The sequence below is a fragment of the Alkalimarinus coralli genome (assembly GCF_023650515.1).
Classification (GTDB): Bacteria; Pseudomonadota; Gammaproteobacteria; order Pseudomonadales; family Oleiphilaceae; genus Alkalimarinus; species Alkalimarinus coralli.
Map to the genome: position 1 here is coordinate 4084135 of NZ_CP096016.1, position 24048 is coordinate 4108182.

The following is a 24048-nucleotide window of genomic DNA, read 5'->3' on the forward strand; positions in this document are numbered from 1 at the left end:
AGGGTTCTGGTTTGGCACAAAAACTCCACGTATAAAGGGTATAGCAATATACCCCTATTTCTTTGAGGCTTGAGTAATATCCCGTATAATGCGCTGAAAAATAGCGATTAACACCCTAGTAAACAGGCACGGATTGCCTGCCCGACAACGACCAGGAAGGTTAAAATGTCAGAATCGATACCCGTCCCGCACGTTAAAAAAATAGCGGCTCATGTAAATCTTAATGTGATGAATACACTGGTGCTGGAACAGCCGGTGCGTTATCACGCCATCTACCCTATTGGTTACGCGCTTAAATCTGCCCAATGTGCCGATCCGGCACTGGAACTCAAAGCACTACCCAGTCAGCAGTCAGCGATACAGCAATATACCCGCTCGATATCTGACCGAACCCTGGTTAATGCCCCATTACTGCCAGGCTGGTTATATGTATTTCGAGAAGGGGTGCTATGGAAGGAGTTTCAGGTACGCGCTGACAGCGAAACAGAAAACACTCAAACTTCACTTTATGAAGTTGACCTTGAATATGAACAAACCAAAGATCAACGTGATGCAGGTGGTGAAGCCTGCCACTACTTTTTGTTACCCGAAAATGCCGAGTGTGAAATAGCCGTAAGCAACATACAATGGCCTTGGGTGCTAATTAACCAGTTTGGAGGCCTGCGCAATACGCCTCATCCACAAGAGGTCGACTGGCCCTATTTGTTACCCAAACACCAGCTGTGCCGAGTAGACGATGACACGCGCCTTTATCAATGGACAGCGACAAAAGCAGCGTCCAGGCGAAAAGCACGTTTTCAGTCAGTATCTGCCAATAATACGTCGCCCCACCAGAGCGATGAGGGTATTAGTCAGGCCCAATTAAAGGCAGGTTTTGTTCCCAATATACTCAATGTTCACGCGTTCTCGGCAGTTGAGCCACTCACCCCAGCGATTTCGCCTTCGGTTTCTCAAGCGTGTGTTATCAATGTGTTAGACGCAGAGGGATTCTCGCGCGTGCTCAGCTACCGATATCATTGTGCGTGGGCATTATTGGATGATGCGCAGAAACTCATTGCGACGCCCTATGAAGAGAGTGACGAATTATACAAAGAGTTCCCTTACTCGTCCTACTATGAGTCAGCACTGCTGGCTCACCAGCTCTATTTTTCAGAAGAAATGGGAGATGCCGAAACGCTTTGGCAGCGAGATAATCTCCAATTGAAAAACCGAAATAAATTGAAGTTGAATGATATTCAACGGGCGCTCGGGGTTGATCTTCGGCGAACCATCCGCGAGCTAATAACACAGACAGGTAATGATCTGGCAGATTTCTTACAGGGCCGCTACAGCACGCACGGGCAAGACTGGCTGGAAAACCTCGTAGCCCAACTGGAAGATAGCTGGGCCTACAGTGAAATGCCCAGCAACGAACAGGAAGATGAGAATAAACGACTCCCCTACAGGCATACTCGCTGGGAAACCTTATCAAACCTGTTGCTGAAACTTGCAGATCATCCTGCGTCTACCTGCCAGTATATTGATGGTACACCGGCTATACGCAAAGAGGTGTCCGAAGGTAAAACTAAAGACCCCGGCTTTCAGGTGGTTAATGCAATTATAGAAGGGCGGCACCCATTGTCGGCCCTTACACTAAACCAGCCTCAAGATATCGTATTTACCTATCAACGGATATTGCAACAGCTTGATGAAGAATACGATGACGCAAAAGAAGATGACCCAAAACTATTAAGTGAGCAGCTTCGTCAGTTACACAGGTTGACCGCTAAAGGTGTGCGCAAAGAAGACAACCTGCTTGAGCCAGCCATTCTGAACGTGAGCTTAGCCACTGTTCAGTGGGTGTTTGCGGTGGCGGGGCAATTGTTCGTAGGCTCAAACACTCTGAGTGTAGAGAATTTAGGTAACGCAAATTCTAACGGGACCATTGACGCTATCAGAAAGCTACTTAATTGGGTGACCGATGCCCATCTTAACTACGTGACATTTGATGAATTTATTGAGACTCAAAATAATCAACCTGATGGGCATGTCAAAAAACAAAAGATAATCGCTCATATTCTTAGCGATATGGAAAAATTCAAAACCGAAGTCTCAGAAACCGATACCCCAATATCACCAGAGCGGTATGCCAGGAATATTCAGCAAGACGCAGATGAGAAAACCCAACACTTAACGAATAAAAACCAGCAATACAGAAACGGATACAAACGGCTTATAGGCCCCGATGCTATCGATGAACGCATTACTCAGCTCAATGCACACGTGAATCGAGATAGAAAAATTATCACAGACCGCAACAAAATGATTAGACAGCTGATGGGTCAACAGGAAAAATATTGCAGAAGCCAAATAAAAAATTGCCAGGTGCCGCCTGATATAGATCGTCATACAGTGATAGTGAAGCTGGAACGAGAGATTAAACACCACGCCAAAGCCCGAACAGCAGCCGTTGAACGCAGATCACACGCCAAACTTCAAATTGCAGATTTTAAAGAACTAAAAGTTTCGTTGGAAAAATCTAGAAAACAGAAGAAAAGTGCCCAGCAAGATAGCCGTGAACTACTAAAAGAGGTTGATTCCAGCCACCCTCTGCACGACCTAAAGGCAACAGACAATAAATACTTCCGCGATGTAAAGCGTGTAGAGAATGAGGCTGCACTCGAGATAAAGCGCTATCAGCAACAGTATCAGTCTAACCAAGACTATAAACGCCAGCGTCAGCAACAAGGCATTGAGGTAATAGAAACCAATACGCCAGAAGGGCGCCAGCTCAAAGCGTTCCTGGCTCAACAGAGAGAGAAGCTTGCTGGAAAATTAGATCAACCCATAACCAGAATATATACCACCGAAGCCAACTTCGATGAAATGCGCATTGAACACGGCCATAAGCCAAATACCATCGTATTTACACCCGCGCAAAGTACGTCAATGAATGCAGTCCAACAAGGTAGTTATATTACGGTCGGCGCTGGAGGCGAGCACATTTATCGCGGCAGTGAAGCACAGACGGTTAAATCACGCCAACAAGGGACGGTCACGGTCGCCAGCATGATGGTGGGGCTGGATATGCTCAACACCTTTCAGTTGCTAAGTCACTGGAAAAGCAGTGATAAAAAACTGGAGCAAGGGCGCAATATAGTTGATGCGCTAGGCGCGTTGACCGGTACCAGTGCCAGTATCGGCGAACTATGGAAGAGTCTGTATGAATCCAGGCAACTTAATAATCAAGCTAACACAACGTCTGTTTTGGCCAGAAGAGTGAATGATAGCCGCTTTTTCAATGTCGGGGTGCTAAAGGTGTTGCCAGTCACTGCTGCGATATCAGGTATATTGGTGAGTGGCTATGACTTGGCCGTTGCGAACTCCAAAGGAGATGATGTCGCTAAGGCCCATATGGCGATGGTTGTCTCTTGCACAACCATGTTAGCCGTTGCTATCTGGCAGAGCGTCGCATTTTTAGGCCCTTTGGGCATAGCCATGGCAGGTGCATCGGTTATTTTACAGAACTACGTCTTTAAAGAAGACAACATGCTAGACACATGGCTTGAAAAAGGGCCGTTTAGTGAAGAGAAAAACGCCCAACACCCTCGTTTTCGCAGTATCCCTTGGGCGCAATATCAGCCCCACTCAGAAGTCAGTGAAGGGCTAAAACAACGTATGGGGGTTGAACGCCATAGCGTTTGGCTGGGCGGGAGCGCGATAGGTAAGCCAACAGAACTAAAAGATGCCGAGGGCCGGTATCGAAAAATCTTATCATTGTCGCTTCCCCCTTACGGTATCAGCCTGATACTGGATCAAAACTATCAGCTGCTAGGGTATAAAAGGCTGTATGCAAACCTTCCCTTGGATAGCGTGATATTTGATGACTTAACAGGCGACATATCTGTAAACGACAACGGGTACAAGCGCTTGCTGGGTAGAATTGGCAAGCAGCTAGGGGAAAGCAGTTGGCGTATTGTTGATGCGTTGGTCGACAACCTTCCGAGCATGATGGCTGCAAATAATGCCTCCAATACCCGTGTTAGGTTTGAAGATGACTGGGGGGATGAAGATAAATTTACCGAACCCATGAAGCGATATCCGGCTGCAAGCCTTGAACTGCTGCTGAATGGGCTGTATCCGCTCAACGCAGAATTTGAGCTAATGCCGGTGGAAAAGAAACTGGTGGGTCGAAATCGAGGCCGAGCAGGAATTGATCTGTATGAAATGAAAGGAAATAGAGCCAAAGTAACGGTGGATTTGCCTTATTTTATTGAGGGAGAGTCTGTTTTAACAATAGAGATTAGAGTGGCTCGAGATAGCGAAGAGGAAGACAAAAATGATTTGCCTGCTATTGTGTATAACGATGAAAAAACTATTCGAAAAACCAATATTGCATCATTGCCTCCATATATAGGTGACAAGAGTTCAGGTAGTTTTAAGCTTAATGCTGAATCAGGGTTGCAGTATATTCAGATAATAGACTTTGATAAATTTAGTTTTGATAACACTAAAAACATTCATATAGGTAAAGAAATTGAACTTGAATGCTGGGTTAAGCTAGGCGTAAATAAATTCAATAAGAATGATACAAAGTCACATGTAGCTATGCCATGGAGAGGAGCTGACGTTTGGCTATCGAAGTCTCCGTCCATATTATCAGTTCAAAAATCATGGCTTACAATAAGGGCTGCGGATACATTGAGAGGCTAAAAATTAGCGATAGCGTTATCAAAGCGCTCAAGTGAAAAACTTAGCTTTTGCCTGAGCGTAATATCATAATCAACTACTCCCCTGTAGATACTGGGGTATAGGACATATGCTGTTATTGCAAAGCGTTTTAACGGGTCAGAAAGTTCAGGGTTATAAACAAACTCGTTACTGCATACCCCGCCGGATATGAAATATACGCCCTTTGTATCAATAAGCATTTCTCCGTGCTCAGAACGACTTATTGTTATAGGTGTTTTAAAACTGGTATGGTTTATTTCCCTTGCCGAAAATTCTTCAACTTGCCCGATCATGTAGCATTCCCCATGCCTAATACCAAGATGGAATGGAGCAATTGGAGTTATAGAAAAAAGGTAATTGATATCTTCTTTAGAAAGGGTTGCTATCTTATCAGGCTTATAGATATTTCTATCTATAATCTCAATTAGATCAGAGCTCACCCCATCCGTTACATATGTAATTTCCTGCTCATCAAGCGAATAATCAAACGGGGTATATTCAATCGTATCATCTCCCAACAGATGGTTAAGCTCCATCTCAAGTTGAGGGCTGGGTTTTAAGGTAAAAACATAGTTGGGGGCATGGCCGAAAGGAATGGTGGCTAAATAGCCGGTAAAGTAAACAATAAAGGGGCCGCCCATAAGTCGCTAGTTTGTCAATAGCACGAGTTTGAACGAAGCGCGTCGTGGCACCCATGCCTAAATATAAACTGTTTTGGCTGTCATGAAGTACACCTGATTTTAGTTGTGTTGTGCTACTTCAAAATGAAGTGCTTCAGTCACCCATCAGGATCAAGGCTAAACGGCTGAGCCCCATAACGCGCAAAGCCGCTTACCCCTGGTATATTCATACCCCATTAAATAATCAGTACCCCTGCATAGCTAATTGGTACAGAGTTAAAGACTCGAAGTCAGTCTCCGGAGAGCTTATGCAGAGGGCACTCCATTAAACCAAATTAGGTTCAGGCGAAGGATATTCAGAGCCCTAGGTTAACCATACCCCTTTTGATCTCATCGCCTGAAAAGCTGTTTAACCAAATGCGAGTTTAATATCAAACATCGTTTTCTCCTTGAGCATGTGATAACACGCTCTCGTTAATTTATTGGCTATCGCTTTCTTGGCAACCATTGTTGGTGATTTCTTCAGCCTGCGTTGATAGGCTCGTTTTATATCAGTATTCCAGATAGATGCATAATGTGCTGCTTCAACAAAAGCCATTGCTAAATATCTATTTCCGTTCTTCGTATTTCCTTTCCCTTTTGATTTACCATTGCTGACCTTATCGGAAGGCACACAACGAGCATAAGATGAATAATTTCCAACACGAGGAAAACGCTCAATTGGTCCAGTCTCAAGCAAAATGGTCATCGCCAGTATTTTTCCAACGCCAGGGATACTAAGTAGAATTGAATACAATTCCCCTTGCTGGCATTCTCTGAGAACAAAATTTTCTATCGTAGTAATTTGCTGAGAGAGTTTTTTCATCATATGCCACTCAGTCAACGCAGTTAGTTGCGCTGCGCTTGTTGAAAAGTGAGCTTTCAGTTCTGCTTCTGTAAGATGTTTTATCTTATTCGCATTAAGCCTCTCACCTGTGTGCCGGTTAATCATGCTTTGTAAACTAAGGTGATGAGCGGTTCGTTGCTTAACCAGCAAGAGCCTTCTCCTTAGTAGATCGCGAATAGCACGTAAAGCTTTAGGGTAAATATATCCCGTAGGAAGTATGCCTAATCTTAGTAGGTGAGCTAAATAACGCGCATCCGTTAAATCATTCGTGTATTTCAATCCGCTGTATTGTTGAATGGCAAGCGTATTAGCTAGATGAACTGGATAGCCTTCATCCATTAGACCATCAACAAGCCAATACCAATTGTATGTCGATTCAACAACTATTCCGAAAATGTCTGATTGGTAGGGTGCTAGTAGTTTAGAGATATCATTGAGATCATTATCTAAACGCTTTTCTTGAACAATAGTATCGTTATCGTTGATTAACGATACAACGCTATTGTTGCTATGAAGATCGATTCCGCAGTAAAGTTGCATAAGCCGTCTCCTTTGTTGAGTGTAAGCCCTCTCGAGTATACCTCTGGATGCCTCGGCGAGGGAGGCGACTTATGATTTTCAGTGCCTAGCATAGCCCCCATGACTCGATAACGTTTGTTTTGATAATCAGGAACGGTTCGCCCTTTTGACTGAGTGTATTTGTAGCCAATATAACTGGCGAGCATGGCCAAGAAAAAGGTGATGAGGGTAAAGTAAGTACCCAAAAATAGCCCTGTTCTATAGCTTATGGGGCCTGAATAATCGGCAAAAGATATGGGCACCGGAATCATCACCAGTGAGAACCAAAACAGCCAATAGAGTGTCCAGTGAGGGAAGACAAAGTCCATTTTGAGCCAGTGTTTTATAATGTAACCGGGTTTCATATCACACGTCCTTGTTGATATTGGTTTGGTGTTTATTCGCCAATAGTTCTGTACTTACAGAATAGGGGGTGAATTATAGCAAATAGTAAGCTGAAATCGTGTTCTTAGTGGAAAATATAAGACGGCAGGCTCTTCCTTGATTCCGCTTCGAGGCTGTGAAAGTATTAACAAGCAAGAGATTCTTTGACTTCAAAACGAACTCGAAGCGAATCTGGCGTCATTACAACGGCCTTTATAATTATTGTCTGTAGAAACAGGTAATACTTATAGGCCTTTAAATATAGCTCTGGGCTCCTTCTATTAAGGCGAAACAGAGCTTTATTTTTTATCTCCTCAAGGAGCCTGTCGAACCCCAACACATTAAGTGCACGTGTGAGATTATAACATAACGCCATTAAACTAAACTCAGCCGCTACCTTCTCTTGGCCTCTTAGCAGGAAGTGGCTCCAACCTGCTCTAGATTTCATCGTGCCAAATGGGTGCTCAACGAGTGTACTTCGCTCGCGCATTTTTCCTTTGCTTACCTTCATTCGTTCTTGATGAGCTGTGAGCAGGTCTGCATTCTCACTTCGCCACACGACTCGGCAAGGTATTTTCTCCCCAAGACAGCTTGCTTTTTGGGGGCAGCTTTTACAGACTGTTTCTGATGCACTGAAGCGATGAAATACTTGTCCGTTCTGTGTGCGGGGCGACCCTCGTTGGTTTAATGACTCTCCTGCAGGGCACACATAATGATTTTTCCTCGCATCATATATGAACTGGTCTTTTGTGTACCTTCCCTTTTTCCCTTTACCCCCCGTTTTAGGCTTGGGAACATAAGGTGTTATCTTATCTTTTACACACTTAGCAATATGCGCCCCGCTGTAATAGCCCGCATCAGCAAGCACTTCTAACTCATCTGAATTCAGTATTTTCTTTGCTTTTAGCGACATTGGGTGCAATTGTTTAAGGTCGTTTGGCTCCGTTGTGACTTCTTCGCAAACGATCAAGTGATGCTTGTTATCTACTGCTATCTGTACGCTGTAGCCGGATACCTTTTGAGTTCCTTTGTTCAGTAAACGGGCATCTTTGTCTGTACTGCTCTCTTGTGTTTTTTTAGATTTTTCTAACCTTTTTAATTCGCTCTCTTTATCTTGTTTTTCTTTTTTCCAGTCTTCGAGTTGCTGAAGCACTTTTTCCAGTTCAATATCACTGGGCTTGTTTTCTTCTTCCTTTTCCTGCGCATCTTGCTGATCTAGCTCGTTCTGCCATTGCTCGATATGCGCCTCTAGCTTTTTGAGCTTCTTCTTGAGACCTGTGGTGGTCGTAAAGCTCTTGCGGCTCGCGCTTCCTTTAAAGAAACTGCCGTCAATAGCAATGCACTGGCCTCCAAACAACGAAAGTTTCTTGCAGAATAAAATAAACTCTTTATGAGTCTCCCGAATCGCACGCCGGTTTTGGCTGCGAAAATTAGCGATCGTCTTATAGCTTGGCTTAAGCCCTTGAACTAACCACATCACCTCTATATTACGGTGGCACTCTTGTTCCAACCGACGACTCGACTTAATGCGGTTTAGATATCCGTAGAGGTAAAGCTTGAGTAACGCACCGGGAGGGTAGGCAGGCTGCCCGCTATTAACCTTGTTTTCTAAGGTATGTTGATAGCCGAGCTTTCCTAAGTCTAAACATTCAACATAGGCATCAAGGGCTCTGATGGGATGCCTCTCATGCACGTAGTCATCCATATGGCTCGGAAACAAATCCCCTTGATCGCGGGAGTGTGTTTTCTTGTATTGTCTTCCCATTTTCTTATATCTTCGAAGTCGTTAGGCGACGATATTATACAGCGGGGAGCCTATGGATACTTTCACAGCCTCTTCGCTGCATCACGGCTACAAGGGCATTGTAGAAAACCGTAGCCTTGATGCAAGGAGGCACGACTGGAATCAGGGTTGAGCTTCCGCTGCTTCCCAAGAGCAGCGTAGAAACCAATGGCGAAAGTAGTTGGCGTATTGTTGATGCGTTGGTCGACAACCTTCCGGGTATGATGGCCGCAAATAATGCCTCCAATACCCGTGTTAGGTTTCAAGATGACTGGGGGGATGAAGATAAATTTACCGAACCCATGAAGCGATATCCGGCTGCAAGCCTTGAACTGCTGCTGAATGGGCTGTATCCGCTTAACGCAGAATTTGAGCTAATGCCGGTGGAAAAGAAACTGGTGGGGCGAAATCGAGGCCGGGCAGGAATTGATCTGTATGAAATGAAAGGAAATAGAGCCAAAGTAACGGTGGATTTGCCTTATTTTATTGAGGGAGAGTCTGTATTGGATATTCAAATTAGTATTGCTCAAGAAAGCGATGAAGTGGTTAAGAAGGGGTTCCCTTTGCTTAAATTTGGCAATAAAAAATTATTGCAAATAGCAAAAATTTCCTCCTTGCCAATGTTTAAAGAAGGGGCTGAGGAAGGAGTATATAAGTCCCATTTTGAGGGTAGGCAAGCTTTGGTAGTAATACGTGACTTCTCGAAAAGGAGCTTTTCGACGCTGGAAGGGGTTGATGTTGACATGAAAATAGACATGGAATGTAGGGTAAGACTTCATGTGACATCTCAGGACAAACCGGAAAAAGAAACGATTAAAATGCCTTGGAGGGGGCGGTCTAAATGGTTAGACGAGCCAGAAATTGGGGATCAGTATAAAGGCTGGTTACTTATGGAGGACGCAACTATTCTTAGAAGTTAGAAATAAACCAGTCAAATCGAGCAATTGTCATTGTAAAAGTAGGTCTTTTTTCAACTCGGTACTTGAAGATATCGCTATATGTATAGGGATATCTAAAGTAGGCTTCTAGTGCTATCTCCTTAACTGGATCATACTCCTGAGAATAACCGGGAACCTCATTACAAGAACCATGTTTAACTTCAAATACGCCCTCAACTGAGACATTCATGCTCCCCTTCTCTCCTGGTTTAATACGAATAGGAGTTTTGAAGTCTGGGTGTCCTATAGTATGGGGTTTTAAATCATAAGTATTGGCTGATAAATAACAGGTCTTCTCAACTATTTCGAACTTGAATGGAGTTAATGTTCGAATAGAGGTTACATACTCTAAATCTCTTTCACTTAGAGTAACTATTGTTTCAGGAGACCTTTTAGGTCGTTCAATCATATTAAGTATCATCGAATCCACCCCATTCGTCACATACGTAATCTCTTGCTCATCCAGCGAATAATCAAACGGCGTATATTCAATCGTATCATCTCCCAACAGATGGTTAAGCTCCATTTCAAGCTGAGGGCTGGGTTTTAAGGTAAAAACATAGTTGGGGGCATGGCCGAAAGGAATGGTGGCTAAATAGCCGGTAAAGTAAACAATAAAGGGGCCGCCCATAAGTCGCTAGTTTGTCAATAGCACGAGTTTGAACGAAGCGCGTCGTGGCACCCATGCCTAAATATAAACTGTTTTGGCTGTCATGAAGTACACCTGATTTTAGTTGTGTTGTGCTACTTCAAAATGAAGTGCTTCAGTCACCCATCAGGATCAAGGCTAAACGGCTGAGCCCCATAACGCGCAAAGCCGCTTACCCCTGGTATATTCATACCCCATTAAATAATCAGTACCCCTGCATAGCTAATTGGTACAGAGTTAAAGACTCGAAGTCAGTCTCCGGAGAGCTTATGCAGAGGGCACTCCATTAAACCAAATTAGGTTCAGGCGAAGGATATTCAGAGCCCTAGGTTAACCATACCCCTTTTGATCTCATCGCCTGAAAAGCTGTTTAACCAAATGCGAGTTTAATATCAAACATCGTTTTCTCCTTGAGCATGTGATAACACGCTCTCGTTAATTTATTGGCTATCGCTTTCTTGGCAACCATTGTTGGTGATTTCTTCAGCCTGCGTTGATAGGCTCGTTTTATATCAGTATTCCAGATAGATGCATAATGTGCTGCTTCAACAAAAGCCATTGCTAAATATCTATTTCCGTTCTTCGTATTTCCTTTCCCTTTTGATTTACCATTGCTGACCTTATCGGAAGGCACACAACGAGCATAAGATGAATAATTTCCAACACGAGGAAAACGCTCAATTGGTCCAGTCTCAAGCAAAATGGTCATCGCCAGTATTTTTCCAACGCCAGGGATACTAAGTAGAATTGAATACAATTCCCCTTGCTGGCATTCTCTGAGAACAAAATTTTCTATCGTAGTAATTTGCTGAGAGAGTTTTTTCATCATATGCCACTCAGTCAACGCAGTTAGTTGCGCTGCGCTTGTTGAAAAGTGAGCTTTCAGTTCTGCTTCTGTAAGATGTTTTATCTTATTCGCATTAAGCCTCTCACCTGTGTGCCGGTTAATCATGCTTTGTAAACTAAGGTGATGAGCGGTTCGTTGCTTAACCAGCAAGAGCCTTCTCCTTAGTAGATCGCGAATAGCACGTAAAGCTTTAGGGTAAATATATCCCGTAGGAAGTATGCCTAATCTTAGTAGGTGAGCTAAATAACGCGCATCCGTTAAATCATTCGTGTATTTCAATCCGCTGTATTGTTGAATGGCAAGCGTATTAGCTAGATGAACTGGATAGCCTTCATCCATTAGACCATCAACAAGCCAATACCAATTGTATGTCGATTCAACAACTATTCCGAAAATGTCTGATTGGTAGGGTGCTAGTAGTTTAGAGATATCATTGAGATCATTATCTAAACGCTTTTCTTGAACAATAGTATCGTTATCGTTGATTAACGATACAACGCTATTGTTGCTATGAAGATCGATTCCGCAGTAAAGTTGCATAAGCCGTCTCCTTTGTTGAGTGTAAGCCCTCTCGAGTATACCTCTGGATGCCTCGGCGAGGGAGGCGACTTATGATTTTCAGTGCCTAGCATAGCCCCCATGACTCGATAACGTTTGTTTTGATAATCAGGAACGGTTCGCCCTTTTGACTGAGTGTATTTGTAGCCAATATAACTGGCGAGCATGGCCAAGAAAAAGGTGATGAGGGTAAAGTAAGTACCCAAAAATAGCCCTGTTCTATAGCTTATGGGGCCTGAATAATCGGCAAAAGATATGGGCACCGGAATCATCACCAGTGAGAACCAAAACAGCCAATAGAGTGTCCAGTGAGGGAAGACAAAGTCCATTTTGAGCCAGTGTTTTATAATGTAACCGGGTTTCATATCACACGTCCTTGTTGATATTGGTTTGGTGTTTATTCGCCAATAGTTCTGTACTTACAGAATAGGGGGTGAATTATAGCAAATAGTAAGCTGAAATCGTGTTCTTAGTGGAAAATATAAGACGGCAGGCTCTTCCTTGATTCCGCTTCGCTGCATCACGGCTACAAGGGCATTGTAGAAAACCGTAGCCTTGATGCAAGGAGGCACGACTGGAATCAGGGTTGAGCTTCCGCTGCTTCCCAAGAGCAGCGTAGAAACCAATGGCGAAAGTAGTTGGCGTATTGTTGATGCGTTGGTCGACAACCTTCCGGGTATGATGGCCGCAAATAATGCCTCCAATACCCGTGTTAGGTTTCAAGATGACTGGGGGGATGAAGATAAATTTACCGAACCCATGAAGCGATATCCGGCTGCAAGCCTTGAACTGCTGCTGAATGGGCTGTATCCGCTTAACGCAGAATTTGAGCTAATGCCGGTGGAAAAGAAACTGGTGGGGCGAAATCGAGGCCGGGCAGGAATTGATCTGTATGAAATGAAAGGAAATAGAGCCAAAGTAACGGTGGATTTGCCTTATTTTATTGAGGGCGAGTCGGAGTTATCGATAGAGATACGAGTGGCCCGAGAAGAAGATGAAGAGAATAAGAGTGAGCTGCCAGCAATTGCAATTGATGGTGACACCACTTTAAATATAAAAAGAATATCAAACTTAGAAATTTATGAAAAAGAGTCTAGACAAGGGATTTACATCTGTGACCAATCTTTTAGGAGAAAGCTTGTGGTTATACAAGATTTTTCGAGCAAATCCATAGCAAATATTTGGGATGGGAGCGTCAATCCAGAAGTGACCTTGGAATGCTGGATTAAGCTAAGGGTTACTGCTAAAAATAAACTAAAAAAGAAAGAAGTACATATGCCTTGGAGAGGTTCTAGGCTGTGGTTAGAAAACTCTCCAGACACAGAATCTACAAATAAGAGCTGGTTGACTCTTGTTCAAAAAACGATTCTTAGAAGTTAGCTATAAATGAGTCAAATCTAGCTAACGTAAACGTAAATGTCCTTCTATCGTATGTTTGATATTTTTCAATGTCTTTATGTATAGAAGGGTATTGAAAATATGCCTCTAAAGCTATCTCTTTAGATGGGTCTGCATCTGCTGAACCATAGGGGTAAACATCTTCGCACTCGTTGTATTCTGCGAAAAATGCTCCTCTCGCATCAACAAGCATCTCACCGGGGTCTCCAGCTTTGACAATAATTGGGGTTTTGAATTTGGGGTGATTGATGATTCGAGGCTTGAACTGATTTACTTGGGCGAAAAAATAACACACACCGTCTACAATTTTCAGTTCAAACGGCTCCTGTTTTTTTATCTTGTTAACATAGTCTAGGTCAGGCTGATTCAGTTTGACTATATCTTGTGGCGAATTTCTAGGCCGCAGTATCATTACCAGTTTGCTCCAATCTACCCCATCCGTCACATACGTAATTTCCTGCTCATCAAGCGAATAATCAAACGGGGTATATTCAATCGTATCATCTCCCAACAGATGGTTAAGCTCCATTTCAAGCTGAGGGCTGGGTTTTAAGGTAAAAACATAGTTGGGGGCATGGCCGAAAGGAATGGTGGCTAAATAGCCGGTAAAGTAAACAATAAAGGGGCCGCCCATAAGTCGCTAGTTTGTCAATAGCACGAGTTTGAACGAAGCGCGTCGTGGCACCCATGCCTAAATATAAACTGTTTTGGCTGTCATGAAGTACACCTGATTTTAGTTGTGTTGTGCTACTTCAAAATGAAGTGCTTCAGTCACCCATCAGGATCAAGGCTAAACGGCTGAGCCCCATAACGCGCAAAGCCGCTTACCCCTGGTATATTCATACCCCATTAAATAATCAGTACCCCTGCATAGCTAATTGGTACAGAGTTAAAGACTCGAAGTCAGTCTCCGGAGAGCTTATGCAGAGGGCACTCCATTAAACCAAATTAGGTTCAGGCGAAGGATATTCAGAGCCCTAGGTTAACCATACCCCTTTTGATCTCATCGCCTGAAAAGCTGTTTAACCAAATGCGAGTTTAATATCAAACATCGTTTTCTCCTTGAGCATGTGATAACACGCTCTCGTTAATTTATTGGCTATCGCTTTCTTGGCAACCATTGTTGGTGATTTCTTCAGCCTGCGTTGATAGGCTCGTTTTATATCAGTATTCCAGATAGATGCATAATGTGCTGCTTCAACAAAAGCCATTGCTAAATATCTATTTCCGTTCTTCGTATTTCCTTTCCCTTTTGATTTACCATTGCTGACCTTATCGGAAGGCACACAACGAGCATAAGATGAATAATTTCCAACACGAGGAAAACGCTCAATTGGTCCAGTCTCAAGCAAAATGGTCATCGCCAGTATTTTTCCAACGCCAGGGATACTAAGTAGAATTGAATACAATTCCCCTTGCTGGCATTCTCTGAGAACAAAATTTTCTATCGTAGTAATTTGCTGAGAGAGTTTTTTCATCATATGCCACTCAGTCAACGCAGTTAGTTGCGCTGCGCTTGTTGAAAAGTGAGCTTTCAGTTCTGCTTCTGTAAGATGTTTTATCTTATTCGCATTAAGCCTCTCACCTGTGTGCCGGTTAATCATGCTTTGTAAACTAAGGTGATGAGCGGTTCGTTGCTTAACCAGCAAGAGCCTTCTCCTTAGTAGATCGCGAATAGCACGTAAAGCTTTAGGGTAAATATATCCCGTAGGAAGTATGCCTAATCTTAGTAGGTGAGCTAAATAACGCGCATCCGTTAAATCATTCGTGTATTTCAATCCGCTGTATTGTTGAATGGCAAGCGTATTAGCTAGATGAACTGGATAGCCTTCATCCATTAGACCATCAACAAGCCAATACCAATTGTATGTCGATTCAACAACTATTCCGAAAATGTCTGATTGGTAGGGGGCTAATAGTTTAGATATATCATTGAGATCATTATCTAAACGCTTTTCTTGAACAATAGTGTCGTTATCGTTAATTAACGATACAACGCTATTGTTGCTATGAAGATCGATTCCGCAGTAAAGTTGCATAAGCCGTCTCCTTTGTTGAGTGTAAGCCCTCTCGAGTATACCTCTGGATACCTCGGCGAGGGAGGCGACTTATGATTTTCAGTGCCTAGCATAGCCCCCATGACTCGATAACGTTTGTTTTGATAATCAGGAACGGTTCGCCCTTTTGACTGAGTGTATTTGTAGCCAATATAACTGGCGAGCATGGCCAAGAAAAAGGTGATGAGGGTAAAGTAAGTACCCAAAAATAGCCCTGTTCTATAGCTTATGGGGCCTGAATAATCGGCAAAAGATATGGGCACCGGAATCATCACCAGTGAGAACCAAAACAGCCAATAGAGTGTCCAGTGAGGGAAGACAAAGTCCATTTTGAGCCAGTGTTTTATAATGTAACCGGGTTTCATATCACACGTCCTTGTTGATATTGGTTTGGTGTTTATTCGCCAATAGTTCTGTACTTACAGAATAGGGGGTGAATTATAGCAAATAGTAAGCTGAAATCGTGTTCTTAGTGGAAAATATAAGACGGCAGGCTCTTCCTTGATTCCGCTTCGCTGCATCACGGCTACAAGGGCATTGTAGAAAACCGTAGCCTTGATGCAAGGAGGCACGACTGGAATCAGGGTTGAGCTTCCGCTGCTTCCCAAGAGCAGCGTAGAAACCAATGGCGAAAGTAGTTGGCGTATTGTTGATGCGTTGGTCGACAACCTTCCGGGTATGATGGCCGCAAATAATGCCTCCAATACCCGTGTTAGGTTTCAAGATGACTGGGGGGATGAAGATAAATTTACCGAACCTATGAAGCGATATCCGGCTGCAAGCCTTGAACTGCTGCTGAATGGACTATACCCGCTCAACGCAGAATTTGAGCTAATGCCTGTGGAAAAGAAACTGGTGGGTCGAAATCGAGGCCGGGCAGGAATTGATCTGTATGAAATGAAAGGAAATAGAGCCAAAGTAACGGTGGATTTGCCTTATTTTATTGAGGGAGAGTCTGAGCTGATTATTGAGCTCCGCATTAGACAAGATGATAAGGATGGTAAAGAAAAGTACTCAAGTCTAAAGTTTGGAGAAAAGTTATTTTATACTATTTCGCATATATCTAAGCTCAAACAGTATAAAAGTGGGAGCACCAAAGGTGAGTACATTAACCGTTATAAGGGTAAAGATCAGCTAATTGTGCTACATGATTTTTCGAAAGACTCATTTTCGAACCCAGAAAATCTGCCTTTGGATGAAGAGTTATTGTTGGAGTGCCGAATTAAATTACATGTTACTCCTAATACCGAAGAACCAAAGAAAGGGGTGCAAATGCCATGGAGGGGCGATGCTCTATGGGTAAAGAGCGTTGTGAGTACTATAGATAAAGATATGAGCTGGATCACCTTGGATAGCAGAACGCCCCTTAGAAGTTAGATATGTGTTCATCAAAGTGTTCGAGAGTAAGGGTAATCGTAGGCCTATATACTTTTATGTGCTTTAAGTTACTTTTGTATATGTGAGGGTATTGTAAGTATGCTTCAAGCGCATATCTCTTAAAGAAGTCAGAACCAACAGAGTATCTGTCACCACAGGCGTTGAAGCGCACATTATATGCGCCATTGGCATCGACTAGCATTTCGCCTTCTTTGCCGATTGAAATGGTAATTGGCGACTCAAACTTGGGGTGATCAATGACTCTGGGGGTAAATGACTCTACTGGTGTAGATATATAACAGTGTCCATTGATTACTTTGAAATCGAAAGGTCTATGTTTGTTGATAGCACTTGTATAGGCCAAGTCACCCTTTGTCAGTGTAACTATTTTTTCTGGATATTTGCGTGGGCGAGCAATAATATCAAAAAACATTGAGTCTATCCCATTCGTCACATACGTAACCTCCTGCTCATCCAGCGAATAATCAAACGGCGTATATTCAATCGTATCATCTCCCAACAGATGGTTAAGCTCCATTTCAAGCTGAGGGCTGGGTTTTAAGGTAAAAACATAGTTGGGGGCATGGCCGAAAGGAATGGTGATCAGGTAGCCGGTAAAATAGAGAATAAAGGGGCCGGTGCCTAGCATAGCCCCCATTACTCGATACCGTTTGTTTTGATAATCAGGAACGGTTCGCCCTTTTGACTGAGTGTATTTGTAGCCAATATAACTGGCGAGCATGGCCAAGAAAAAGGTGATGAGGGTAAAGTAAGTACCCAAAAATAGCCCTGTTCTATAGCTGATAGGCCCTGAATGATGAGCAAAAGACATGGGCACCGGGATCATCACCAGTGAGAACCAAAACAGCCAATAGAGTGCCCAGTGAGGGAAGACAAAGTCCATCCCAAACCATGTTTTTAGAATATGGTGTGGCTTCATATCGTACGTCCTTGTTGATATAGCTGAGTTGCTCAAATCGTTTTTAATTCCCATGTATCTGTTTAAGCTTCTGTTGAGTTATTGGTCCCGGATCTCCATCAACCGCTAACTGATGCCGTTGCTGGAACTGCCTGACAGCCCCAAGCATTTTTGGCCCTGAGATTCCGTCAACAGGGCCGGCACTATGGTTGAGGTTGTTTAATCGGGCCTGAATGCCTTCTGTGGAGTTGATATCAGCAAGCTGCTCTAGCTTAATGGGTATTTTGTGACTGGGTACTTCTGACTCATTGTCGCACCAGACGCGCAGCTCCCCTTCTGTCGCCTGATATGGCATTGGGTGGCTGATAGTGCCATCTGGCGATACGACACCCTCTACTATGTTATCACCGGCTATGAGCTGATAGCGCTTTCCTGCTAACACTTTGTGGGTGGCGTCATGCAGTTTAAGGTTGAGTTGATTTGGTTGCGGCTCTAAATAGATGGCTGCGATTCTGTTTGGGTTATCCCCTCTCGCACCCTGGCTGCCTGGGCTGATGTTCATCGCGCTCTCCAGTGAACTGATTGAAGCACTGGCAGCGTCAAAGTGCTGCTGTGCCGAGTACTGTTGTATCGCATCGAGTGAGGTGGTGTTTGCTATGAGGTTTTTGGTGTCTGATTCAAGCGCCTGAATCCGATGCCAGGGCCACTGTGTTTTGCTATATGCGATTCGTAAGCCGTTGCGCCCTAGTTGAAACTCATTCTGTATTTTGTATGGTATCCAGATATTGTTCAGCCAACGGCCCTCTGCTTTGCGGAGAGCCGATGCTTTTTGTGAGTCAAAACGAATTTGATTTCTATACCACTCAACTCGGCAATCACACATAGCGCTATTTGGTAGAACTTCTAACTCCCGCCACAGTGTGCCCTTCCAAAATAAATAGAGCCAGCCATTGCTAAGGGGGGCTGTCTTGCTGGTTGAGTTATGGCTGGTTTCAATATGTATTGGCTTAATAGGGATGATCACATTATCGTGCTCAGGCTTTGAACGATCACCCTTGCTTGGTGCTATGTTGTCAATAAGAGGCAGTAGCATCGGTGACGCGCCGTTCTTCATGTTGATCGCGAGTGAGACTTTCCGGTGTTGCTGTGAAATATTTCGAAATCTCACCTCACTGCGGTGCATAAGTGCTCTGTCGTTAGTAGCAAATTGCTGAGCTGCTTGCTCGGCCTCTGTTTTGTGAAGGTAAAGGTGTTGATCTCTGGGAAGGTTTTGGCCTGCCACTTCAACGGCAACCTGGTAATTGAGCGTCGGCTTCTGCGTGAGTGGCGATTGTGCTGACGAGTGATGTTTAATTTTAGGTGTAAGCCGAGCCTGGTTATTGCTGGTTTGTTGGCCTGCTATTGAGGTGCTTTCTGTTATATCCTCTTTTGAAATGCTGGCCGACCTAAGTCTGCTGCCAGAAGAGTGCAGCGAGTCCTCAGTTTGTTGGTCTGGCTGGACGGCGATTAGCTCCCCTGCTTCAAGCTGTTGCACAATATCGCTGACTTGCTGTTGAAAAAAAGTGCCGGAAGAGAGCTGGTAAGCTGCACCGGGGTTGTAGTGTAGTAACTGTTCTACAAATTGTTGGCAGCTTTGGAACCCATTGAGCAGGTTTGATGAGCTAGAGAAATCAAGACGCTTACCGATTCGGCTTAAATCAAAACCTGCCGGATAAATGTCATATATCATTCCTTGAATAATGAAGCGTGTTTTCATGGACGGCCTCCTGCCGAACGGGTAATTTTACTTTTTTGCTCACGATAAGCGTAACGCGTTACGGGTATTACGTACTCATTTACCGGCTTCCGCGTACAGACGTCATCCTGACTCTGCCTGATAATAACACCATGTCGAAGTAGCCAATAGGCGCTTTTTCATTTCTCCTTTCGAGTAGTCTTTAGGTTTGTTGGCTCGCAGCATTGTGAATCACAAACCAGATCAACTCTCTTTAGGGGGGCTCCAATGCCCCCCCTTTTTTTATCTGTTATTCAATATGTTGCAGCCGCTTCCATGTTTCTTGAAGAATCAGGGCATCATTGGCCGCTCGGTGAGTCACAATCTTCATCTCGTTGATAACTTCAAGTCGTACACTTTGCCACTGGTTAATTTGCTCACTGTTGAGCAACATTGAAATAGAGTCCAGGTGAAAAACAGGTTTGGCTTTTGCTGCTTTGAATAAGCGATGCATCCAAAAACTATCAAACGTCCAGGCATCACAAAAAATATCGCCGCTCAGCAGGTTGTTCATCTGGTTTACAACGTCTCTGACCTCGATCCCTTCTTCCAGCAGTTGTGCACGGCTAATGCCATGTATATTCTCGGCAGAGTCAGACCAGTCTTTCCAGAGCACGTGGGGTTTAATCAGCCAGCTATGAGTGGTGCTATCCGGAAGGCAGATACCTACTTCGATAGGGTAACTTGAAATCAAATCCAAACTGGATGCTTCAAAGTCGATAAAAATAGGTTGCAATGGAGAGTTCATTTTCGAAGGGGAACTGTGCTCGTTTGATTGTTGTTTTAAAGTCGAAAGGGGCTGAAAGTCGCTATAGTAACGGTTTTGCTATTGCCCCTGCAATTTGTAATTGGGTATTTTATTACTCGTGCTATTCATTGCTGGCGTTATTCGCTGTCTGGATTTTGCACCGAGACTTTTGACAGCGAGTTTGATGCCGGGCCGGTCAGTGGCGTATAGATTAGCTGGTTACCTGCGATTTCGGGAAAGTACACGATCATCTTGGAACCTGAATCATACTGCTTATGGTAAATAATGGTTAGTAGTCCGGGTCGCTCATCAGCCAGGTATTTAATCATCTCTCTGTGGCTATCTTGTGACAGGTCGATCAGAATTGCACTATCACTTGAGCTGAACCCCTCAGCACTGAATAGCAGTTGGGTCACATGGTTTCTAAACTTCTGAAAATCCGGGTTTTTCGGCTCTTCTGCAATTTCTTCTGCAGCGGTAATTGCCCAGGCCTCAGAGAGCGCTGAGTCTGAGATTTGAATTTCCTCAAACGAAGGTGCAATACCCGCCGAGGTCGTTGGCAGCCTTTCAATATCTTCAACTGATGCTAGCGGATTTGCGTCGATTATGGAGGTCTCCCCCGTATTTATGCCTAACAGAGTCCAAGGTACTATGCTGGCTAGCAGTAGCGCGCCTGCAAAAGGACGAATAGATGATTTTTCTGCAACTTTTGCAGGTTGGGGTTTCATTAACTGATAGCTGGCGATGAGTGATAAGCAGGCTGCAGCAATGCAAACAATCGTCACAGTGATTGATAATATAGTCGCGTCTGAAGACATATCTTCCCCCTAAGGAATACAGAATCAACGTTCACAAGTACGCTTTATTTAAATGTGAGGCTGGGCGGCGGTGTTCTTGAAAGCGTATAGCATTAATCATAGTGGTAGCAGATTATAGTTATAGCAGATTCGTGTAATATCCGTTGGGCTTTTTGTATTAAATGAGGTTCTGGTCACTTTTATAATAGTGGCTTGATGTAAGGTTGATAGGCCGTGATTGCTTTAGAACGCCTCTGTTTAAAGTAACTGCGGGTGCTTAAAGCAAATTGCTGGCGTGCCAGTGATAAGTATTAAAACCTGAATATATGCGTTTGGCTTAATGTAGTATGCTATATGGCGTATCTTAAAGGGAGCATTATGATCTTAGCTAACCCGCTGAAGTGGGGCGCCGAAGGGTTACCGGGGCCACTGGCTTCGCGCATTCGCCTGTGTAACAAGTCGGCGCTGTTTCTGCTCATCTGCTCAGCGCTCTGCTCTTCACTTATCTGGTCGGTTCACAGCGCCGGGGTCGCTGTGATCTTTGCGATAGAGTCTGCGTTATTTCTACTGGCATTGTTAGCTAATTTCTTTTCCTGGTTTACTGTAGCCCGATTACTCTTTCTGGCCGTTTTGAGCGGCTCGACTTATGTTCTTTCAAGCTTGCTTGGGCAAGCATCTTATGTATTTTTATTTTATTTTGCAGGTATTGCCGGGCCATTCGCACTGTTTTTGCCACAGGAGCGGTGGCAGCAATTACTGAGTGTTGTGATTGCAACGGGGTTAGCGGTGCTTGACCTGATGGCCCAGTATCACATTTTTACTGAGTACACCTTTCAGCAAGGGTCTGTGTCTATTATTCGGTTTTTTGCGATCCCCTGTGCTTTTGTGGCAACATTTTTAATGGTTCTGAGTTTAATCAGGGAGAACCAGAGAGCCGAGCAGCAAGCGCTGCACAACCAGCGGAAACTGGAAACCATCGTGACGTCACTGAATGAAGTGGTTTACGAGATCGATGAAAACTACCGAATAATGGATGCTTGGGGCAGCGATGATAGCCTGCTACCGACTGCAGAAAAAGCGACAGGCGACCTTTCCATACAGAGTGTTTTACCACCAGCGCTCTATTTGCGATTTAAAGAGATGATTGATGAGGCCTTGTTTGTCGGCGTTACCAGTCAGCTAGCGTACTTTTCACCGGCCAATGAGCGCTGGTATCAGGCTAGAGTTGTGCCTATTGAGCGTACTGCAACCTCTCATGCATATCGGTCAACAAGCCATCAGGCGGCACTTTCTCGCTTGGCCCACTTAGATAAGCGGGTGTCTCTTTCGTTATTTGATATCACTGCCGAGAAGGAAGCAGAGTACAGAGTCCAGCTGAGTGAGCGGCGTTTTCGCAGTATGGCCGAAAATGTCCCCGGCGTTATAGTTGAATGGTGCATTAACGCCTCCACACACCAGTGGTGGTTTAATTATGTCAGCCCTCAGGTGACATCGCTGATTGGTTTGTCTGCCGCCGAATGCCAGGACAACAGTGACAGTCTGCTTGAGTTGATTGTTGAGGAAGATAAAGCCGCTTTTTTTAAAAGCTATATGGACTCTGTTGGCAGTGATGGGGGGTGGAAGTTTTCATTTAGGGTTAAGCTGCCGGAAGGTGATATTAAGTGGATTACAGGTGTCTTTACACCCATTGAGCAGCGTGGAGAACTGAATATTTACCACGGCATCATTATGGATGTGACCACAGAACACGCCTACCAGGACGCCCTGCTGGCAGCCAAAGAGATGGCAGAGATGGCAACGGAGGAGAAGTCTAATTTTTTATCTGTCATGAGTCATGAAATACGGACGCCATTGAACGCGGTCATCGGGTTGTCTGACCTGCTGCTACAAGAGTCCCCCAGAGCCGATCAGCAAACCAATTTAAGCACATTGAAGTTTTCAGCGGAAAGCCTGCTTGCACTGATCAACGATATTCTTGATTTCAGCAAAATTGAAGCAGGGAGAATATCTCTTGAGAAAGTTCCTTTTGATCTTAGGGATATGTCCCAAGGTGTTATGTCATCAATGGCTTATCAGGCAGAAGACAAAGGCATTCAGTTGCGTTGTCATATCGATGAACGGTTGCCCGAATGTTTAATCGGGGATCCGACACGAATTTCCCAAATATTGAATAACCTTGTCTCTAACGCGGTCAAATTTACCAAGCAAGGGCATGTAGAGCTTAGCATTGAAGTTATTCGTACCGCAGCTGAAAACGTAACACTGCGGTTTAGTATCGCAGATACCGGCATTGGTATTATGCCCGACAAGCAACAGAAAATTTTCCGCTTTTTTAGCCAGGCTGATAACTCCGTGACACGGGAGTTCGGAGGCACAGGTTTAGGACTTTCCATTACCCGAAGTCTGCTCTCTTTTTACGATAGTGAAGTAAAGCTGACCAGCGAAGCAGGTCATGGTTCGACCTTCCAGTTTGAATTGACATTGCCAGTCGGCAAGCTAGGTAACCGAATACGCACTGTATCAACTGAAGCAGATTTGGCAGGTGATCTAAATGGATTACGCGTCTTGTTAGTTGATGATAATAAAGTGAATATTCTGGTCGCTATGAAACTGTTGTCGCGCTGGGGGGCGGATGCAGATATGGCTGAGGATGGAGAAAGCGCACTTCAGATGGTGCAGCAATCTTCTTATGACGTGATATTGATGGATATTCAAATGCCTGGAATGGACGGCTATGAGACGACCCAGGCCATACGCGGGATTCCCGGCGATCAATACAGCCGTATTCCAATTATTGCCTTGACCGCTACTGTCGTTGATGAAGTTCATCGTCGAGCAAATGAAGTAGGGTTGGACGCGGTGTTACCAAAGCCGATACGCCCGGCAGAGCTGAGAAAGAAAATGGCGGTTTATGCTCATAAGCGCCAGGAAGCAAGCGCCGCAGTTACACACAATAAGGTACCCAATTCCGATTTGTGTGACTCAGAAAGCACGTCAAATAGCCCTTCATCTAGTATTATCGAGTAATAAACTTCCCCCTGGCAG

Annotated in this window: 19 protein-coding genes; 5 read left to right on the plus strand and 14 right to left on the minus strand. The window is 44.2% G+C overall.

What is annotated here, in order from left to right:
* The first annotated feature begins 165 nt into the window (after positions 1-165).
* Positions 166-4692, plus strand: coding sequence for a toxin VasX (locus MY523_RS18315; protein WP_250656123.1), 4527 nt, complete (start codon positions 166-168; stop codon positions 4690-4692).
* Here MY523_RS18315 and MY523_RS18320 read toward each other — a convergent pair.
* From MY523_RS18320 to MY523_RS18335, 4 genes are all read right to left on the minus strand, one after another.
* Entirely contained in the window at positions 4689-5351 is a 663-nt protein-coding gene (locus tag MY523_RS18320) for a hypothetical protein (RefSeq protein ID WP_250656124.1), read from the minus strand. The two genes, MY523_RS18315 and MY523_RS18320, sit on opposite strands and share 4 nt — an antisense overlap.
* A gap of 388 nt (positions 5352-5739) precedes the next feature.
* Positions 5740-6756 (minus strand): IS110 family RNA-guided transposase, encoded by a 1017-nt coding sequence (locus MY523_RS18325; protein ID WP_250654847.1) that lies wholly within the window; start codon positions 6754-6756, stop codon positions 5740-5742.
* A complete protein-coding gene (locus MY523_RS18330) occupies positions 6702-7139 on the minus strand; it encodes a hypothetical protein (RefSeq protein WP_250656125.1) in 438 nt (145 codons plus the stop codon). The genes MY523_RS18325 and MY523_RS18330 overlap by 55 nt, the downstream gene beginning before the upstream one ends.
* A 164-nt stretch (positions 7140-7303) precedes the next feature.
* Entirely contained in the window at positions 7304-8923 is a 1620-nt protein-coding gene (locus tag MY523_RS18335) for an IS1182 family transposase (RefSeq protein ID WP_250655547.1), read from the minus strand.
* Positions 8924-9042: 119 nt separating this feature from the next.
* Between MY523_RS18335 and MY523_RS18340 the strand changes: the two genes are divergently transcribed.
* Entirely contained in the window at positions 9043-9861 is an 819-nt protein-coding gene (locus MY523_RS18340) for a hypothetical protein (RefSeq protein WP_250656126.1), read from the plus strand.
* Here MY523_RS18340 and MY523_RS18345 read toward each other — a convergent pair.
* The 3 genes from MY523_RS18345 to MY523_RS18355 all read right to left on the minus strand — a co-directional run bounded on the left by MY523_RS18345 (position 9851) and on the right by MY523_RS18355 (position 12298).
* Positions 9851-10510, minus strand: a complete 660-nt coding sequence (locus MY523_RS18345; protein WP_250656127.1) for a hypothetical protein — start codon at positions 10508-10510, stop codon at positions 9851-9853. The genes MY523_RS18340 and MY523_RS18345 overlap by 11 nt on opposite strands.
* A gap of 388 nt (positions 10511-10898) precedes the next feature.
* Complete coding sequence (locus tag MY523_RS18350) at positions 10899-11915, minus strand: IS110 family RNA-guided transposase (protein ID WP_250654847.1); 1017 nt, start codon at positions 11913-11915, stop codon at positions 10899-10901.
* The gene (locus MY523_RS18355; protein ID WP_250656125.1) at positions 11861-12298 is read right to left on the minus strand and encodes a hypothetical protein; all 438 of its coding nucleotides are present in this window, start codon (positions 12296-12298) and stop codon (positions 11861-11863) included. Before MY523_RS18355 ends, MY523_RS18350 begins: the two co-directional genes overlap by 55 nt.
* A gap of 193 nt (positions 12299-12491) precedes the next feature.
* Here MY523_RS18355 and MY523_RS18360 point away from each other — a divergent pair, with 193 nt between their 5' ends.
* Positions 12492-13313 (plus strand): hypothetical protein, encoded by an 822-nt coding sequence (locus MY523_RS18360; RefSeq protein WP_250656128.1) that lies wholly within the window; start codon positions 12492-12494, stop codon positions 13311-13313.
* Here MY523_RS18360 and MY523_RS18365 read toward each other — a convergent pair.
* The 3 genes from MY523_RS18365 to MY523_RS18375 all read right to left on the minus strand — a co-directional run bounded on the left by MY523_RS18365 (position 13303) and on the right by MY523_RS18375 (position 15753).
* Positions 13303-13965, minus strand: coding sequence for a hypothetical protein (locus tag MY523_RS18365; RefSeq protein ID WP_250656129.1), 663 nt, complete (start codon positions 13963-13965; stop codon positions 13303-13305). The genes MY523_RS18360 and MY523_RS18365 overlap by 11 nt on opposite strands.
* A 388-nt stretch (positions 13966-14353) precedes the next feature.
* Positions 14354-15370 (minus strand): IS110 family RNA-guided transposase, encoded by a 1017-nt coding sequence (locus tag MY523_RS18370; RefSeq protein ID WP_250654847.1) that lies wholly within the window; start codon positions 15368-15370, stop codon positions 14354-14356.
* Positions 15316-15753, minus strand: a complete 438-nt coding sequence (locus MY523_RS18375; protein ID WP_250656130.1) for a hypothetical protein — start codon at positions 15751-15753, stop codon at positions 15316-15318. Before MY523_RS18375 ends, MY523_RS18370 begins: the two co-directional genes overlap by 55 nt.
* A gap of 193 nt (positions 15754-15946) precedes the next feature.
* On the opposite strand from MY523_RS18375, the gene MY523_RS18380 reads away from it, so the two are divergent.
* Positions 15947-16765, plus strand: coding sequence for a hypothetical protein (locus tag MY523_RS18380; protein WP_250656131.1), 819 nt, complete (start codon positions 15947-15949; stop codon positions 16763-16765).
* Here the strand turns inward: MY523_RS18380 and MY523_RS18385 are convergent.
* The 4 genes from MY523_RS18385 to MY523_RS18400 all read right to left on the minus strand — a co-directional run bounded on the left by MY523_RS18385 (position 16755) and on the right by MY523_RS18400 (position 21024).
* A complete protein-coding gene (locus MY523_RS18385) occupies positions 16755-17705 on the minus strand; it encodes a hypothetical protein (RefSeq protein WP_250656132.1) in 951 nt (316 codons plus the stop codon). The two genes, MY523_RS18380 and MY523_RS18385, sit on opposite strands and share 11 nt — an antisense overlap.
* Before the next feature lie 43 nt (positions 17706-17748).
* Entirely contained in the window at positions 17749-19440 is a 1692-nt protein-coding gene (locus tag MY523_RS18390; protein WP_250656133.1) for a peptidoglycan-binding protein, read from the minus strand.
* Between the two features lie 268 nt (positions 19441-19708).
* Positions 19709-20194, minus strand: a complete 486-nt coding sequence (locus tag MY523_RS18395; protein ID WP_250656134.1) for a 3'-5' exonuclease — start codon at positions 20192-20194, stop codon at positions 19709-19711.
* A 149-nt stretch (positions 20195-20343) separates the two neighbouring features.
* Positions 20344-21024 (minus strand): hypothetical protein, encoded by a 681-nt coding sequence (locus MY523_RS18400; RefSeq protein ID WP_250656135.1) that lies wholly within the window; start codon positions 21022-21024, stop codon positions 20344-20346.
* Positions 21025-21381: 357 nt separating this feature from the next.
* On the opposite strand from MY523_RS18400, the gene MY523_RS18405 reads away from it, so the two are divergent.
* Positions 21382-24030, plus strand: coding sequence for a hybrid sensor histidine kinase/response regulator (locus MY523_RS18405; RefSeq protein ID WP_250656136.1), 2649 nt, complete (start codon positions 21382-21384; stop codon positions 24028-24030).
* Positions 24031-24048: the final 18 nt, after the last annotated feature.